The following is a 16,528-nucleotide window of genomic DNA, read 5'->3' on the forward strand; positions in this document are numbered from 1 at the left end:
GGTCTCCGGTGCGGGTCAGGTGCCGGGCGGGAGGGTGAAGTCGAAGACGGCCGAGTCGAAGGCCGCGTAGTCGGCGTAGCCGAGGAGTTCGTACAGCCGGGAGCGGGTCTGCATGCGCGGCAGGAGGGACTGCTGGGTGCCCTCGGTGGCGATGGTGCGTAGCCCGTCCTCGATCGCGCCCATGGCGAGCCGCAGCAGGGTGACCGGGTAGAGGGCGATGTTGTAGCCGAGGCTCTCCAGGGTGCGGGTGTCCAGCAGCGGGGTCCTGCCGAACTCGGTGAGGTTCGCGAGCAGCGGCACGTCCACGGCCTTGCGGAACGCCTCGTACTCGGCCTCGTCGGCGAGGGCCTCGGGGAAGATCGCGTCGGCTCCGGCGTCGACGTAGGCCTTGGCCCGGTCGATCGCGGCGCCGAGTCCTTCGACGGAGCGGGCGTCGGTGCGGGCCATCAGCAGGAAGTCGGGGTCGCGGCGGGCGTCGACGGCGGCGCGCAGCCGGCGGACCATCTCCTCGCGGGGCGCGATGGTCTTGCCGTCGAGGTGGCCGCAGCGCTTGGGGTTGACCTGGTCCTCCAGGTGCAGCCCGGCCAGGCCCGCGTCCTCCAGGAGCTGGACGGTGCGGGCGGCGTTCATCGGTTCGCCGAAGCCGGTGTCGGCGTCGATCAGCACCGGGAGGTCGGTGACCCGGGTGGTCTGCTGGGCGCGGGCGGCGATCTCGGCGGAGGTGGTCAGGCCGATGTCCGGCAGGCCGAGGTCGGCGGCGAGGACGGCGCCGGAGAGGTAGACGGCGTCGAAGCCGGTGTCCTGGACGAGCCGGGCGGAGAGCGGGTTGATCGCTCCGGGGACGCGCAGCAGCCGTCCGGAGGCGAGCTGTTCACGCAGCGCCCGGCGGCGTTCGGCGGCGGTGGTGCGGGTGTGCAGCATCAGAACAGGCCCTTCGGCAGGGTGCGGTCGAACTCGCGGACGGCCTCGAAGTCGACGGCCGGGAACAGTTCGTCGAGGCCGGCGGTCGTCAGCTCGGCGAGGCCGGCGGTGGCGGTGAGGAAGCGGTCCTGGTCGGTGGGGGTGACGACGCCCTCGGTGAGGGTGCGGAACTTCCGCTGGTACGCGGGGCGGTCGAAGGGGCGGGCGCCGGCCGGGTGGGCGTCGGCGACGGCCAGCTCGTCCTCGACGACGGAACCGTCGTCCAGGGTGATCACGATCCGGCCGCCGAAGGCCCGGCGCTGCGGGTCGGGGTCGTGGTAGCGGCGGGTCCACTGCGGGTCCTCGACCGTGCTGACCTTCCGCCACAGGGCGACGGTCTCCGGGCGGTTGGCGCGCTCGGGGGCGTAGGAGCGCTCGTGGTGCCAGCCGCCGTCCTCCAGGGCGACGGCGAGGATGTACGGGATCGAGTGGTCGAGGGTCTCCCGGCTGGCCGTCGGGTCGTACTTCTGCGGGTCGTTGGCGCCGGAGCCGATCACGTGATGGGTGTGGTGGCTGGTGTGCAGCACCACCGAGCGCACCCGCTCCAGCGGCCCGGTCTTCTCGCGCAGCCGCCGGGCCAGGTCGATGACCGCCTGGGCCTGGTACTCGGCGGAGTGCTCCTTGGTGTAGGTGTCCAGGATCGCCCGGCGTGGTTCGCCGGGCTCGGGCAGCGGCACGGTGTAGTCGGCGTCCGGGCCGTCGAGCATCCAGGCGAGGAAGCCGTCCTCGCCCTCGTAGACCGGGGAGGGCGAGGTCTCGCCGCGCATCGCCCGGTCCACCGCCTCGATCGCGGCCTTGCCGGCGAAGGCCGGGGCGAAGGCCTTCCAGCTGGAGATCTCGCCCTTGCGGGACTGCCGGGTCGCCGTCGTGGTGTGCACGGCCTGCTGCACCGCCTGGTACACCGTCTCCGTCGGCAGCCGCAGCAGCGCGCCGAGCCCGCAGGCGGTGGCCGCGCTCAGGTGCGCGACGTGGTCGATCCGGTGGGCGTGCAGGCAGATGCCCTTGACCAGGGAGACGTGGACCTCGTAGGCGGCGACGATGCCGCGCAGCAGGTCGGTGCCGGTGCGTCCGGCGTGCTGGGCGACGGCCAGCAGCGGCGGGATGTTGTCCCCGGGGTGGGAGTAGTCGGCGGCCAGGTAGGTGTCGTGGAAGTCCAGCTCGCGCACGGCGGTGCCGTTGGCCCAGGCCGCCCACTCGGGGGAGACCCTGGCCAGGCTGCCGAACACCCGGGCGCCGGGCGCCCCGTGGTGCGCGAGCGCCTGGGACCGGGCCACCGCCACCGGCCGGCGCAGCAGCGACGCGACCGCCACCGAGGCGTTGTCGACGACCCGGTTGACGGCCATGCCCACGGCGGCCGGGTCCAGTTCCTCGGTGGCGGTCGCGACGGCGGCCAGCTTCCAGGCCAACTGCTCCTCTCGCGGCAGCCGGTCGGCGCTGGGGTGGACGCGGACGTGGTGCTCGATCACGGGACTCCTCGGGAGCGTCGGGACCGCCCTGACGGGCTCGTACGCTCCAGGCTGCCGCGCCGGCGGGCGGGGATCCAGCAGGCCAATCCGCGGAATCCGGACAGCTCCGGGCTGCGAATCCGCGAATCCTGCGAATCCTGCGGATCTGTGGAGCCTGCTGAACCGCGAATCCTGTGGACCGGTCTCGCGGGCTAGGATCCTCAGGGCCTCCTCCGCCGGTGATCACCGCACCTCGCCGCCGGGACCGGGCCGGCCCCGACCGCCCCCTGCCTCTGAGGTGATCACAGCGAACAGCCTGGTGTCCGAGCCGCGGCGACCCGCCGTCCTCCGGTCCGCGCGGTCGGAGGACGGCTCGTGTCGTCACCTGCTGGTGTGGAAGGCCGGCCCGGGCTGGCGGATGGTCAGCAGCGGCGTGCTGGGCGGGGGGATCGGTGAGCGCGGCTGGGTGGTGAACGCCCAGGTCCGGCCCGGCTACAGCCGGATGGACCCGGAGCGGCACCTGGCGGAGCTGGCCGAGGCCGAGGGCCTGCGCGGGCCGGGTGTCGGGCTGATGACCGCCGCGGAGGTCGACGACTGCACCTGGGGTGAGGACGGCGGCGCCGTCGCCCTGGTGACGACCGGCATCGGTGTCCCGACCTGGGCCGCGGCAGCCGCGGCACCGACCGGTCCGTACGTCCCGGGGACGATCAACATCCTCGCGGTCGTGCCCGCGCCGGTGGCCGACGCGGGGCTGGTGAACCTGCTGGCGACGGCCACCGAGGCGAAGGTGCAGGCCCTCCTGGACGCCGGCTACTCGTGCTCGGGCACCCCGTCCGACGCCGTGTGCGTGGCCGTCCGCACCCCGGTCGACGGCGAGGCGGCCGACCCCTTCGGCGGCCCGCGGTCGGTCTGGGGCTCCCGGCTGGCCCGCGCCGTCCACCGAGCCGTCCTCGACGGGGCGGAACGCGACCGGGCCCGGCGGCGGGAGGGGCCGGGCGTACCGCACCAGGGGCCCCGGCCGGACTGCCACCGGGCGGACGTCCTTTCAGCCGAAGGGGCTGGAGTGCCCCGAGAAACTGGAGCGCCCGGACGCGTCACCGTCTGAAACCACGGCGCCCCGCCGGTTCCCGGCCCTCCGCGACGGGAGCCGGGCACCGGCGGGGCGCGCTCGTCACGCCGAGGCGTGCGCGTGGAACCCCCGTCCGCTCTTGCGGCCGAGCAGTCCGGCCTCCACCATGCGGGAGAGCAGCGGCGGGGGCGCGTACAGCGGCTCCTTGTACTCCTCGTACATGGACCGGGCGATCGCCTCGACGGTGTCCAGCCCGATCAGGTCGGCGAGTTGGAGCGGCCCCATGGGGTGGGCGCAGCCGTGGACCATCCCGGCGTCGATGTCCTCGGGGCTGGCGTGGCCGGCCTCGGCCATCCGGATCGCGGCGAGCAGGTACGGCACCAGCAGGGCGTTGACGACGAAGCCGGCCCGGTCGCGGGAGTGGACGACGTGCTTGCCGAGGACGTCCCGGGCGAAGCCCTCCACCCGGTCGAGGACGGTCGGGGCGGTGTGCAGCGAGGACACCAGCTCGACCAGCGGCATCACCGGGGCCGGGTTGAAGAAGTGCAGCCCCAGGACGTGGGAGGCGCGGCCCGTGGTGATGCCGAGGCGGGTGACCGGGATGGCCGAGGTGTTGGTGGCCAGGACGGCGTCCTCGGCGACGAGCACCTTGTCCAGGGTGGTGAGCACCTCGGTCTTGACCCGTTCGTCCTCGACGACGGCCTCGACCACCAACTGGCGGTCGGCGAGCGCCTCCAGGTCGTCGGCGAACAGCAGGTGGGCCCAGGCGTCGGTGCGCTGCTCCTCGCTGATCCGGCCGCGGTCGGCGGCGCGGTGCAGCGAGCGGTCGATCCGGGCCCGGGCGGTGCGCAGGGCGTCCCGGCCGGCCTCGCAGACGACGGTGTCGAGCCCGGCGCGGGCGAAGACCTCGGCGATGCCGGCGCCCATCTGTCCGGCGCCGACGACCGCGACGCGGCGGATGTCGTTCATGGTGCACTGCCTCCGTGGTGGGGCGGCTCAGGCCGCGGTGCGGATCCGCACGAGGTGGCGGGCGTAGGCCTCGGTGGTGAGGAAGGCGGGCAGGTCGGCGCCGAGGGCGGTGTCCTCCAGGATCCGCACCGCGTCGTCCACCAGCGTCGGGTCGGCGCCCTCGGCGAGCAGCGTGGCGCGCTCCCGGTCGATCAGGCGCCGCACCATGTCCGGGGTGACGAGCGAGCCGCCGGTCAGCCGGGTGCAGTGGTGCTGCCACTGCCAGATCTGGCAGCGGGCGATCTCGGCGGTGGCGACGTCCTCCATCAGCCCGAAGACGGCGACGGCTCCGGAACCGCCGAGCCAGGCGGTGAGGTAGCGCAGGGCGACGGCGATGTTGGAGCGCAGCCCCTGGTCGGTCGGCAGGCCGGCGGACAGCCTGTGCACGCCGAGCAGGTCGGCGGCGGTGACCTCGACGTCCTCGCGGGTGCGGTCGAGCTGGTTCGGCCGGTCGCCGAGGACGTCGTCGAAGGCGGTGCGGCAGGTGGCGACCAGGCCGGGGTGGGCGACCCAGGAGCCGTCGAAGCCGTCGCCGGCCTCCCGCTCCTTGTCGGCGCGCACCTTGGTGAGGGCCACCGCGTTGGCCTCCGGGGCGCGCTGGGGGATGGCGGCGGCCATCCCGCCGATGGCGTGGGCGCCGCGCCGGTGGCAGGTGCGCACCAGCAGGTCGGTGTAGGCGCGCAGGAAGGGCTGGGTCATGGTGAGGGTGGCGCGGTCCGGCAGGACGTAGCGCGGGCCGTGCTGGGCGAAGTTCTTGATCAGGCTGAACAGGTAGTCCCAGCGCCCGGCGTTGAGCCCGGCGGCGTGCTCGCGCAGCTCGTAGAGGATCTCGTCCATCTCGAAGGCCGCGGTGATGGTCTCGATCAGCACGGTGGCCCGGATCGTGCCGTGCGGGATGCCCAACTCGGCCTGGGCGAAGGCGAAGACCTCGTTCCAGAGCCGGGCTTCGCGGTGGTCCTCCAGCTTGGGCAGGTAGAAGTACGGGCCGCTGCCGCGCTCGGTCTGCCGCTTGCCGCAGTGGAAGAGGTAGAGCCCGAAGTCGACCAGCGCGCCGACGGCGGGGCGGCCGTCGACCAGCAGGTGCTGCTCGTCGAGGTGCCAGCCGCGCGGGCGGACGACGATGGTGGCGGGGGAGTCGCCGATGCGGTAGCGCTTGCCCTCAGGGGTGGTGTCGTCGATCCGGCGTTCGACCGCGTCGACCAGGTTGAGCTGCCCGGAGACCAGGTTGTGCCAGGTGGGGGTGGTGGCGTCCTCGAAGTCGGCGAGCCACACCCTGGCACCGGAGTTGAGCGCGTTGACGGTCATCCGGCGCTCGGGCGGGCCGGTGATCTCCACCCGGCGGTCGGCCAGGCCCGGCCCGGCGCCGGCCACGCGCCAGGTGCTGTCCTCGCGGACGGCGCGGGTCCCGGGGAGGAAGTCGAGGCTGCCGCCGTCCGCCAACTCGGCGCGGCGCCGGTCGCGTTCGGCGAGCAGCGCGGTGCGACGGGCGGCGAACCGGTCGTGCAGACGGGCGAGGAAGGCGAGCGCCTCGGGGGTGAGGATCTCGTCGAAGCGGTCCTCGTGTTCTCCGAGGACCTCGATGCGGCTGGGCTGGCTCATCCGGTGCTCCAGGGGCGGGTGGAAGGCGCCCGGGGCCTCGTCCCTCAACGAGGCCCCGGGCGGCGGGGTGGGCGGCGGCCGCTCCCCAAAGCGGCCGCCAGGGTGGCTCGGTGGTGCTGTCCTTCCGGCTCGGCGGCCCGCTTCGGGCCCGGCGGCCTCCTTCGGACTCAGTGGAACTGCTCGGCCTCGGTGGAGCCGGTCAGGGCGAGCGTCTCGGCGTTCGGGTTGAGCGCGGTGGAGACCAGGTCGAAGTACCCGGTGCCGACCTCGCGCTGGTGCTTCACGGCGGTGTAGCCGTCCGGCACGGCCGCGAACTCGGCCTCCTGGAGGTCGACATAGGCCGTCATCCCGTGCTCGGCGTAGCCGCGGGCCAGCTGGAACATCGAGTGGTTGAGCGCGTGGAAGCCGGCCAGCGTGATGAACTGGAAGCGGTAGCCCATCGCCCCCAACTCCCGCTGGAACTTGGCGATCTGGTCGTCGTCCAGCGCGGCCTTCCAGTTGAAGGAGGGCGAGCAGTTGTAGGCGAGCATCGTGTCCGGGTGCTCGGCCTTGACCGCCTCGGCGAACTCCCGGGCCTGCTCCAGGTCCGGGGTGCCGGTCTCCACCCAGAGCAGGTCCGCGTACGGGGCGAAGGCCAGGCCGCGCGAGATCACCGGCGCCATGCCGGGCTCGACCCGGTAGAAGCCCTCGGCCGTCCGCTCGCCGGTGCAGAACCGGGCGTCGCGCTCGTCCACGTCGCTGGTCAGCAGGTTGGCGGCGAGCGCGTCGGTGCGGGCGACGATCAGGGTCGGCACGTCGGCGATGTCGGCCGCGAGGCGGGCGGCGTTCAGGGTGCGGATGTGCTGGGCGGTGGGGACGAGCACCTTGCCGCCCAGGTGGCCGCACTTCTTCTCCGAGGCCAGCTGGTCCTCGTAGTGGATGCCCGCCGCGCCGGCCGCGATCATGCCCTTGGTGAGCTCGAAGGCGTTCAGCGGGCCGCCGAAGCCGGCCTCCGCGTCGGCGACGATCGGCACCAGCCAGTCCGGGCCGCCGTTGCCCTCCGCCGTGTCGATCCCGTCCGCCCGCAGCAGCGCGTTGTTGATCCGACGCACCACCTGGGGAACGGAGTTGGCGGGGTAGAGGCTCTGGTCCGGGTACGTCTGCCCGGCCTGGTTGGCGTCGGCCGCGACCTGCCAGCCGGACAGGTAGATCGCCTGCAGCCCGGCCTTCACCATCTGCACGGCCTGGCCGCCGGTCAGCGCGCCGAGCGCGTGGACGTAGTCCTGCTCGTGCAGCTGCCGCCACAGCCGCTCGGCGCCGCGCCGGGCCAGGGTGTGCTCCTCACGCACCGTCCCGGACAGCCGGACGACGTCGGCCGCCGTGTACGTGCGCTCGATGCCCGCCCACCGCGGGTCGGAGGCCCACCGGGCGGCGAGCTCCGCCGCCTGCTGCTCCTGCTGCTGCCGGACCGACTGAGTCATGGGTCTGCTCCCCAGGGGTGCTTGTTGCGAAGGATGTGACGCACCTCACCGCGAGGGCGAGTAAGCGGCCGGACGGTGCCGGGCTGCGGTGGCGCACCGCGGGACGTGGAGGCCCGGATAGCCCACCGGACCGCGAGCGACCTGGTGTTCTGCGGCTGTCCTGCACACCTCCCGGCCGCAGCACCGACTCTGGCACCCCCGCCGAGCCGCCGTCACCGGTGGACCGCGGCCAACTTCTGCGAACGCTTCCCGGTGAATCCGCGAAGGTTGCGAAGGCCTGACCGGCTGCCCTGCGGCTAGGCTGCCCGCGCCGGATCGACCGATGCGCACAGCGGGGAGAGCGACACCATGGGAAAGGCCTTCGCCGGTGCCAGGCTGCGCCGCCTGCGCGAGGAGCGCGGCCTCAGCCAGGCCGCCCTCGCCCGGCTGCTCGACCTCTCGCCCAGCTACGTCAACCAGTTGGAGCACGACGCCCGGCCCCTCACCGTGCCCGTCCTGCTGCGCCTCACCGAGGCCTTTGGTGTCGAGGCCGGCTACTTCGCCCCGCCCGACAGCGCCCGGCTCACCGCCGAACTGCGCGACGCGCTCGGCGAGGAGGTCACGGCCGGCCGGATCACCGGCGGGGACCTCGACGAGCTCGCCGCCCGACTGCCCTCCGTGGCACGGCTGTTGAGCGACCTGGCCCGCGGCCGCCGGGACGCCGCCGAGCAGCTCGCCGTCCTCGCCGGGGACCGCGGCCTCGGAGTCGACACGCACACCCCGCACGAGCAGGTCCGCGAGTTCTTCTACCGCCGCCGGAACTACCTCCACGAACTCGACACGGCCGCCGAGGACTTGGCGACGTCCATCGGCCTGCGGCGCGGCGAGGTCAGGACGGTGCTGGCCGAACGGCTCGCTACCGGGCACCGGGTCCGGATTGCCACCGGAGGCGGACAGCTGCACCAGTACGACGAGCCGACCCGGACCCTCCGGCTGTCCGACCGGCTGCGCCCCGGCCAGCAGGCCTTCCGGATGGCCACGCAACTGGCCTACCTGGAACACGACTCCCTGCTGTCCGAACTCTCCTCCCAGGACAGCCCGGAGGGCTCCACCACCTTCGCGCTCACCCGCATCGGCCTGGCCAACTACTTCGCCGCCGCCCTCGTCCTGCCCTACACCGCCTTCCACGCCCAGGCGGAGGCGGCCCGCTACGACATCGAGCACCTCGCCGACCACTTCGGCGTCGGCTACGAGACGGTCTGCCACCGGCTCAGCACCCTCCAGCGCCCCGGCCTGCGCGGCGTGCCGTTCTCCTTCGTACGCGTCGACCGGGCCGGGAACGTCTCGAAGCGCCAGTCCGCCACGCCCTTCCACTTCTCCCGCACCGGCGGCACCTGCCCGCTGTGGAACGTCTACGACGCCTTCGCCGCCCCCGGGCGCGTCCACGTCCAGGTCGCCGCCATGCCGGACGGCCGCCGCTACCTCTGGACCGCCCGCGCCGTCACCCGCTCGCCCGGCGGCTGGGGCCGCCCCGGCAAGACCTTCGCCATCGGCCTCGGCTGCGAGATCCGGCACGCCGGCCGACTGGTCTACTCCGCCGGCCTGGACCTCGGCGACGAGGCGGCCGCCACCCCGATCGGCCTCGGCTGCAAGGTCTGCGAACGCCCGGCCTGCCCGCAGCGCTCCGCCCCGGCCATCGGCCGACCGCTGGCCGTCGACGAGCACACCAGCACCTTCGTCCCGTACGCCGCGCTGCCCGGCCCCCGGGACTGAGGGCGCCCGGACGGCTGGCGCGCTCAGTCCCTGATGCCGGAGACCGCCAGCGGCAGGTGGCGGGGCCCGCGCAGGATCGGGCTGCGGCGGTACACGGGTGGGTCCTGGAGCAGGCGGGGGTCGTCGAGGCGGCGGACGAGCGCGGTGAGGGCGATCTGCCCCTCGACCCTGGCGAGCGGCGCGCCGAAGCAGCTGTGCACGCCGCTGCCGAAGCCGAGGTGCTGGTTGTCCTGCCGGGTCGGGTCGAAGCGGTCCGGGTCGCGGAACCGCCGCGGGTCCCGGTTGCCGGCGGCGAGGACCAGGACCAGCGGCGCGCCCTTGGGGATGGTGACGCCGTCGACCTCGACGTCGGTCAGCGCGGTGCGCTGCGGCAGCAGTTGGACCGGGGGCTCGTAGCGCAGCACCTCCTCCACCATGCCCGGCATCAACTCGGGCCGTTCACGCACCAGTCGGAGGGCCTCGGGGTGGCGCAGCAGGGTGAGCACGCTGTTGGTGACCAGGTTGACGGTCGTCTCGTGCCCGGCGATGAGCAGCAGGACGGCGGTGGCCATCAGCTCCGGCCGGGTGAAGCCGCCGTCCGGGCCGGGGTCGTTGACGAAGGCGGAGAGCATGTCGTCGGAGGGCCTGCCGCGGCGGCTCTCGGCGAGTTCGCCGAGGTACAGCCCCATCTCCGTCCGGGCCTGGAGGGCCACCCGCTGCCGCTCGGCCGGGTCGGTGCCGGGGGTGGGGTCGAAGCCCTCGATCAGGGTCTCGGACCAGGCGTGGAACCGGGGTTCGTCCTCGCGCGGCACCCCGAGCAGCCGGCAGATCACGGTGACGGGGAGCGGGTAGGCGAAGTCCTCGACGAGGTCGATCCGGTCGCGGCCGCGCAGCCCGTCGATCAACTCCCCGGCGATCGCGGTGATCTCGTCGTGCATGGCGTCGACCCGGCCGGGCGCGTGGGGCGGGCCGAAGGGCCGCATGGCCAGGTTGCGCAGCCGCTCGTGCTCGGGGTCGTCCCGGCCGATGAAGGCGACCGGGACGACCGGCACCTCGTCCGGGTCGGTGCGGTTGCGGCGGTCGGAGCTGATCCGCGGGTCGTGGAGCAGCGCGGCGACCTCGTCGTAGGTGCCGACCAGGTAGCCGCCGTCGTCCTGGCGGGCCACGCCGTGCTCGCGCAGTTCGGCGTAGAGGGGGTAGGGGTCGGCGCGGTTGGCGTAGTCGGTGATCCGGCGGTACAGGGTGCCGGCGGAACCGGTGCCGGTGCTGGTGCCGGGGGTGTCGGTGGTGGCCATGGCGGGCTCCTCGGGGGTGGCGGCGGCGGTCTGCGGCGCCGGGACGGTGCTCAGCCGTCCCAGCGCCGAAAGGTCAGCCGCCGGTCGGGCAGGTGACCGGTGAGCGCGACGGTGGGACCGTGCGAGAGCACCTTCGGATCGGGCACGTCGGACGGGACGGGGGCGCGGGAGGGCGGTGGCTCCACGCCGACCCAGTCGGGCGGGAACGGGGCGGCGGTCTCGATCAGCCCCTGGTAGTGCTCCAGCCACTTGGCCCGGTTCACGCTCACGGCGGCCGTGATCCGGCCCCGGTACCCGTAGACCGCGACGAACCGCCGCTCCTCCGGCGAGCCCTGGGCAACCACCACGTGGTCGGAGAAGGTCGGCACGCCGACGGACTTGATGTTGAGGCCGAACTGGCTGGACCAGAAGGCGGGCACGCTCAGGTGCGGCAGCCGGCGCGGCCCCGGGTTGACCATGTTGTGGGCCGCCACCGCGGCCTGGGCGACCGCGTTGCCCCAGTGTTCGAGGGAGAGCAGCTGGTACTCGAAGAGGGGGTGCGGGAAGCGGGCGACATCACCCGCGACGAAGACGTCGTCGGTGACGATCCCGTACATGTCGAAGGCACGGCAGCCGGCGTCGCAGGCGATGCCGCGTCGACCGGCGGCGAGCCCGGAGTCGGCCAGCCACTCGGTGTTGCGGACGGCCCCCAGGGCGACCACGGCGACGTCCGCCTCGATCCGGCTGCCGTCGGAGAGTTCGGCGCCGGTGAGCCGACCGTCCCGGCCGTGGAGCGCGGTGACGGTCACCCCGCAGCGCAGGTCGACCCCGTGGGCGCGCTGGACCCTGGCCGCGAAGGCGCCGAAGGCCCCGCCGAGGGCGCCGACCAGCGGGGCGGGGCCGCGCTCCGCGACCGTCACCGCCACGCCGCGTTCCCGGCAGGCGGAGGCGATCTCGGAGCCGGTGAACCCGGCACCGATCACCAGCACCCGCCGCGGGCCGGCCGCCAGCCGCTCGGCCAGCCCGGCCGCGTCGTCGGCGGTGCGCAGCGTGAACACCCCGTCGAGGGCGGCCTGCGCGGGGTCCGGCCAGGGCCTGGCCCGGGTGCCCGTCGCGATCAGCAGCCGGTCGTAGGGCAGCCGTTCGCCGGTCGCGAGCAGCACCTGCTTGGCCGCCCCGTCCACGCCGGTCGCGCGGACGCCGAGCCGCCAGTCCGCGTCCACCTCGCGGCGGCGCGGCAGCGCGGTCTCCTCGGCGCGCACCCGCCCGAGCAGCACCTGCTTGGACAGCGGCGGACGGTCGTACGGGGGGCGGCGCTCCTCGCCGACCACGGTCAGCCGCCCGGCGAAGCCCTCGTCGCGCAGCGTCTCCGCGGCGCGCAGCCCGGCCAGCGAGGCGCCGACGACGACGATCCGGCCACTCCGGAGGTCAATGCACACCGGACCGGCCCTCCCCGCCGGGGCTGTCTGGGCCGACGGCCCCGGCCCCGGCGAGGTCCTCGGCGCGGTCCTCGACCAGGATGGCCTGCACCGGACACGCCGCAGCGGCCCGCAGGACGCGCTCCCGCTGCTCGACGGCGGGCTGCGGGGTGTACATCAGGGCCTCCTCGCCGTGCAGCTCGAACACCCGGGGCGCGAGGAACACGCACTGCGCGTAGCCCTGGCAGCGGTTGAGGTCGACGACGATCTTCACGGACACTCCTCCCGGCCGGGTCCGTATCCGTCCTACCGCCGCCGCCCCGGCCGCGCGCCCGGGGGTGCTCCGCGGGAGCGGTCGCGGAGCGTGGCCGCCCGCGTCGGCGTGGCGTCGGCAACGACGGGTGCGACGGTCCGTACCACGCGGTACGGACCGTCGCTCCCGTCGTTGCCGTCGGCCGAGCCCGGCAGGTCGGCGCGGGCACGTCGCCGTGGGCCGGGAACGGAGGTCCCGGGCCGGTGGCCGCGATCAGTCGTCGTGGTGGTCCGCCCGCTCCCTCCGGTGGCGGGGGAGGCGGTGGGACGCGAGCGGTCGTCCGCCGGCGAGGTGCTCGGTGACGATGAGGGCGGCGGTGGCCGGGTCGACGTTGCCGTACCAGACGTCGTCCGGCTGGACGCTGACGACGGGGGCCTGGTTGCAGGGGAACTGGCAGCCCGTCTGGGTGACGAGCACGTCGTCGTCGCCGAGGCCCTGCTCGGTCAGTCCCTGGACCAGGGCGCGCAGTCCTTCCTCCACGCCCTTGGCCGCGCAGCGCGGGCCGCGGCACACCATGACCTGGTGCCGGTGGCCGGGCACGTCCTCCCAGGCCGCGGAGGTGAGGCCGGGCTCTGTGCCGGTGACGGCCTTCGTCGCCGCGGCCACCGTGGGGACCGCGTCCGGCGAGTCGGCGAGGCGGGTGGCGACGAGGAGTTCGGGACGGTGTCCCGCGCGCTCGCGCCACCAGTGCGCGGCGATCCGCCGGAGCCAGGACTGGCCCGGGCCGGAATCCGTGAGGCGGACGCCGACCAGCACCACGGTCCCGGTGCCCGCGTCGGCCAGCCTGGTCAGCTCGGCCGACAGGGAGGGGTCCGCCAGCTGCAGGAACGCGATCGAGGCCCGGTGCGACGCCGCCGCCCGGAGGAGTTCGTCACGGCGGACGGCCTCCCCGGCCGACATGCCGACCAGGACCACGGCACTGCGGTGGGCGGGGGCATCCGGGGCGGGGGAGGTCATGGCGTCGTCCTTTCGTGGAGCAGTCCGTTCCACCGGATGTGCGGTCTGTCGTGCCGGGGGTGCCGTTCCACGGTGACGTCGACGCCGTAGACCTCCGCGATCGTGCGCGAGGTGAGCACCTCGGAGCCGGGCCCGTGGGCGACCAGCCGGCCGTCGAGCAGGACGGCGACCTCGTCGCAGTAGGCGGCGGCGAGTTCGAGGTCGTGCAGCGCGGCGACCGTGGTGATGCCCAGCCCGCGGACGGTTTCGAGGAAGCCGAGTTGGTGGCGCAGGTCGAGGTGGTTGGTGGGCTCGTCGAGCAGCAGCACGTCGGGCTCCTGCGCCAGCGCCCGGGCGAGCTGGACCCGCTGCCGCTCGCCGCCCGACAGCGTCGGCCAGGAGCGGTCGAGCAGGTGGCCGACGTCGGCCGCGGCGACGGCGTCGGCGACCACGGACCGCTCGTGGGCGTCGGCGGCGGAGTCCGTCGGCACGGGCCAGCGGCCGCGGTGCGGCGTGCGGCCGAGCTCGATGACCTGACGAACCGTCAGCGACAGCCGGGTGTCCGCCTGCTGTTCCATGAAGGCCACCCGTCGTGCCCGCCGGCGGGCCGTGAGGGCGTGGAGGTCCTCGCCGTCCAGGAGGACCCGGCCCGCGCTCGGCCGGGTCAGTCCGGCGACCGCGCGCAGCAGGGTGGTCTTCCCGGCGCCGTTGGGCCCGAGCAGGCCCGTGATCCGGCCGGGGCGGAAGGCGATCGAGACCGCGTCCAGCAGGGTGGCTCCGCCGATGCGGACACCGAGTCCCTCCGCGCGCAGCCCGACAGGCGTCGTCGTCACTGCGCCCTCCCGTCGGCCCGCCCCTGGCGCCACAGCAGCCAGGCGAAGAACGGCGCTCCGAGCCCGGCCGTGACGACGCCGACGGGGATCTCCCGGTCGGGGAGGACCGAGCGCGCCACGACGTCGCTGCCCACCAGGAGGGACGCGCCGACCAGCGCCGACACGGGCAGCAGGAGGGCGTGGCGCGGGCCGCAGACGAGACGGACCACGTGCGGGACGACTAGGCCGAGGAACCCGATGACGCCGGTGTTGGCGACCAGGCACGCGGTCACCAGCGCGGCGGTGGCGACGAGGACCCAGCGGGTGCGCTCGACGTGGACGCCGAGGGAGCGGGCGGCGGTCTCGCCGAAGGCGAAGGCGTCCAGGTCGCGGGCCGAGGAGGCCAGGACCGTGACACCGACCAGCGCGACCGCCAGCAGGAAGACGGCGGTGGGCCACCGCACGCCGGCGACCGAACCCAGCGTCCACTCCATGACCCCGCGCGCCGCGTCGCGGTCCCCGAGGACCATCACGACGAACGAGGTGTAGGCCCCGCACATCTGGCCCACCGCGATGCCGGCGAGCACGGTCCGGGTGGTGGGCAGCGACCGGGTTCGGGCGCCGGCCAGGGCCAGGACGACGATGGCGGCGAGCAGGGCGCCGGCGAAGGCCGCCGTCGCCACCGTGCCGGTGCCCACGGCGCCGGACACGCCGACGCCGAGGACGATCACGGTGACCGCGCCGGCGGCGGCTCCGTCCGAGATCCCGAGTAGGAAGGGATCGGCCAGGTCGTTCCCGGTCAGCGTCTGCAGCACCGCGCCGCAGACCGCGAGGCCGGCGCCGGTGGCGGCCGCTCCCAGCACCCGGGGCAGCCGCAGCTGCCAGACGATCTGGTCGTCCAGCAGCGTCACGTGCGGGTCGCCCAGCCGGAGACGGCGCGCCACGACCTCGATCACCGTCCCGACCGACTCGTGCTGCGAGCCCACGGCCAGGCCGAGGAGCACGGTGCTCAGGAGCAGGGCCGCGGCGACGGCCAGGGCCGCCGTCGCGCGGCCCGGACCAGCGGGCCGCACGACGGGGTGGGGCGCGGCGGTCATGAAGCCGGGTGCAGTCGGCCCAGCCCGTCGGACACCCGGGCGGCACCGTCGGCGAGCAGCACGCCGGGCGTCGACTCGGAGAACGGCACCGTCACGAAGGCCTTGCGCTGTACGGCGGTGAGCTTGCTCAGGACCGGGTCGTTCTCCAGGTAGTCGATCTTGGACTGGGCGGTGTCCCAGTCGGCGTCCGCGACCACGATGGCGTCCGGGTCCGCCGCGACGACCTTCTCCCAGCTCACGTTCTGCCAACTGCCGGGCAGGTCCCCGAAGACGTTGCGGGCGCCCACGGCGTCGAGCACGAGTTGGGGCCCGCCCTGGCCGGCGCCGACGAACGGCGTCTTGGTGTCCGAGTCGAACCACAGGACCTTCAGGCCCTTGCCCGCGGCCGTCGCCGTGAACTGCGCCAGCTGCTGCTCCTGCTGCCGCTGGATCGCGGCGGCCCGCTCCGGGACGCCGAAGACCTTGGCGACGTCGTTCAGCTCGCCCCACGCCGCCTGCCAGGTCGTCGGCGGCACCTGGCTCTTGTCCGAGCAGCCGAACGGGGACAGGTACGACGGGACGCCCTGGCCGCGCAGCTCCTCCCGGGTGCCCGCGACCTTGTCGGTGAACGCGCTGGAGTAGGAGGCGTACAGGAAGTCGGGACGGGCCGCGAGGAGGTTCTCCTTCGTCGGGTACTTCTTGGAGAGCACCGGGACGGAGTCGTAGGCGGCCTTCCACTTCTCCGGGACGGAGTCGTCGAGGTAGGCGGTACCGGCCATGCGGGACTGCAGCCCGAGGGCCAGGGCCACCTCGGTGGCACCCTGGTTGAGCGTCACCAGCCGCTCGGGCGGCGCGCCGACCGTCACGGTGGTCCCGCAGTTGTCCACGCTGACCGGCGCGGCACTCCCGGTCGCCCCGCCGGACGCGACGGGCGCGGGGGCGCCCGCGCAACCTCCGAGCACGCCGACGAACAGCAGGGCCGCGACGGCCCGGCCGACGCGTGTCGGACCTGTGGGACGTACGGGACGCATGGAGCGCGCGGAGCGCGTGGAACGTATGGATCGGACCGGATGCGGGTACGGCTGACCGCTGGGCACGTGTTCTCCAAAACCCTCGTGGAACATGTCGCGCCGTGGCCGGTCTCCTGGCTTCCGCATCAACACGCCGCGACCGACCTTCCCGAGCGGCTCTCCCAGCCCGCCCAGTGGCCCTGACCGCTGGCGAAAGCCGGTCAGCGAGGGCCGCGGAACTCCGCGGCAACAGTGGCGAGGGCCGCACCGGACTCAGACCGGTTTCCCGAACACCACGGCGATGGCACGGTATCAGGCGTGGTCAGGTCGGTGGCGACCGGCCGGTGGGATGATCGTTTGGATCGTTCCCGGGGACGGGGGAGGGAGCGGCCACGGGGGTCGGCCGGCTCCGGAGGG

General features: G+C 74.4%; 14 protein-coding genes and 1 riboswitch. Of the genes, 2 read left to right on the plus strand and 12 right to left on the minus strand.

The features are described from left to right. Positions 1-15: 15 nt before the first annotated feature. Both prpB and ACFVXH_RS18165 read right to left on the minus strand, forming a co-directional pair. Complete coding sequence (gene prpB, locus ACFVXH_RS18160; RefSeq protein WP_387824767.1) at positions 16-921, minus strand: methylisocitrate lyase; 906 nt, start codon at positions 919-921, stop codon at positions 16-18. Then, the gene (locus ACFVXH_RS18165; RefSeq protein WP_387824770.1) at positions 921-2,426 is read right to left on the minus strand and encodes an MmgE/PrpD family protein; all 1,506 of its coding nucleotides are present in this window, start codon (positions 2,424-2,426) and stop codon (positions 921-923) included. Before ACFVXH_RS18165 ends, prpB begins: the two co-directional genes overlap by 1 nt. A 277-nt stretch (positions 2,427-2,703) precedes the next feature. Between ACFVXH_RS18165 and ACFVXH_RS18170 the strand changes: the two genes are divergently transcribed. Beyond that, entirely contained in the window at positions 2,704-3,510 is an 807-nt protein-coding gene (locus ACFVXH_RS18170; RefSeq protein WP_387824773.1) for an adenosylcobinamide amidohydrolase, read from the plus strand. Between the two features lie 66 nt (positions 3,511-3,576). Here ACFVXH_RS18170 and ACFVXH_RS18175 read toward each other — a convergent pair whose 3' ends face one another. From ACFVXH_RS18175 to aceA, 3 genes are all read right to left on the minus strand, one after another. Then, positions 3,577-4,443 carry a 3-hydroxybutyryl-CoA dehydrogenase gene (locus ACFVXH_RS18175; RefSeq protein ID WP_387824776.1) on the minus strand — a complete coding sequence of 289 codons (867 nt, stop codon included), beginning with the start codon at positions 4,441-4,443 and terminating at the stop codon, positions 3,577-3,579. 27 nt (positions 4,444-4,470) lie between these two features. Then, entirely contained in the window at positions 4,471-6,081 is a 1,611-nt protein-coding gene (gene aceB / locus ACFVXH_RS18180) for a malate synthase A (protein ID WP_387824779.1), read from the minus strand. A gap of 167 nt (positions 6,082-6,248) precedes the next feature. Next, on the minus strand, positions 6,249-7,541 hold the full coding sequence (gene aceA, locus ACFVXH_RS18185) for an isocitrate lyase (RefSeq protein WP_387824782.1): 1,293 nt from the start codon (positions 7,539-7,541) through the stop codon (positions 6,249-6,251). Between the two features lie 348 nt (positions 7,542-7,889). Here aceA and ACFVXH_RS18190 point away from each other — a divergent pair, with 348 nt between their 5' ends. Next, on the plus strand, positions 7,890-9,293 hold the full coding sequence (locus ACFVXH_RS18190; protein WP_387824785.1) for a short-chain fatty acyl-CoA regulator family protein: 1,404 nt from the start codon (positions 7,890-7,892) through the stop codon (positions 9,291-9,293). A 23-nt stretch (positions 9,294-9,316) separates the two neighbouring features. Here the strand turns inward: ACFVXH_RS18190 and ACFVXH_RS18195 are convergent, their stop codons facing one another. The 7 genes from ACFVXH_RS18195 to ACFVXH_RS18225 form a co-directional block, all read right to left on the minus strand. Then, entirely contained in the window at positions 9,317-10,567 is a 1,251-nt protein-coding gene (locus ACFVXH_RS18195) for a cytochrome P450 (protein WP_387824788.1), read from the minus strand. 50 nt (positions 10,568-10,617) lie between these two features. Next, complete coding sequence (locus ACFVXH_RS18200) at positions 10,618-11,985, minus strand: NAD(P)/FAD-dependent oxidoreductase (protein ID WP_387824791.1); 1,368 nt, start codon at positions 11,983-11,985, stop codon at positions 10,618-10,620. Further along, positions 11,975-12,238, minus strand: coding sequence for a ferredoxin (locus ACFVXH_RS18205; RefSeq protein ID WP_387824794.1), 264 nt, complete (start codon positions 12,236-12,238; stop codon positions 11,975-11,977). The genes ACFVXH_RS18200 and ACFVXH_RS18205 overlap by 11 nt, the downstream gene beginning before the upstream one ends. A gap of 252 nt (positions 12,239-12,490) precedes the next feature. After that, complete coding sequence (locus ACFVXH_RS18210) at positions 12,491-13,234, minus strand: ferredoxin (protein ID WP_387824797.1); 744 nt, start codon at positions 13,232-13,234, stop codon at positions 12,491-12,493. After that, positions 13,231-14,046, minus strand: coding sequence for an ABC transporter ATP-binding protein (locus ACFVXH_RS18215; protein ID WP_380737900.1), 816 nt, complete (start codon positions 14,044-14,046; stop codon positions 13,231-13,233). Before ACFVXH_RS18215 ends, ACFVXH_RS18210 begins: the two co-directional genes overlap by 4 nt. Then, complete coding sequence (locus tag ACFVXH_RS18220) at positions 14,043-15,122, minus strand: FecCD family ABC transporter permease (RefSeq protein WP_387824800.1); 1,080 nt, start codon at positions 15,120-15,122, stop codon at positions 14,043-14,045. The genes ACFVXH_RS18215 and ACFVXH_RS18220 overlap by 4 nt, the downstream gene beginning before the upstream one ends. After that, positions 15,119-16,132 carry an ABC transporter substrate-binding protein gene (locus tag ACFVXH_RS18225; RefSeq protein WP_387824803.1) on the minus strand — a complete coding sequence of 338 codons (1,014 nt, stop codon included), beginning with the start codon at positions 16,130-16,132 and terminating at the stop codon, positions 15,119-15,121. Before ACFVXH_RS18225 ends, ACFVXH_RS18220 begins: the two co-directional genes overlap by 4 nt. Before the next feature lie 85 nt (positions 16,133-16,217). Next, a riboswitch (cobalamin riboswitch) is annotated at positions 16,218-16,424 on the minus strand. Between the last annotated feature and the right edge of the window lie 104 nt (positions 16,425-16,528).

Source organism: Kitasatospora sp. NPDC058184, from assembly GCF_042883725.1.
In the GTDB taxonomy this organism is placed as follows: domain Bacteria; phylum Actinomycetota; class Actinomycetes; order Streptomycetales; family Streptomycetaceae; genus Kitasatospora.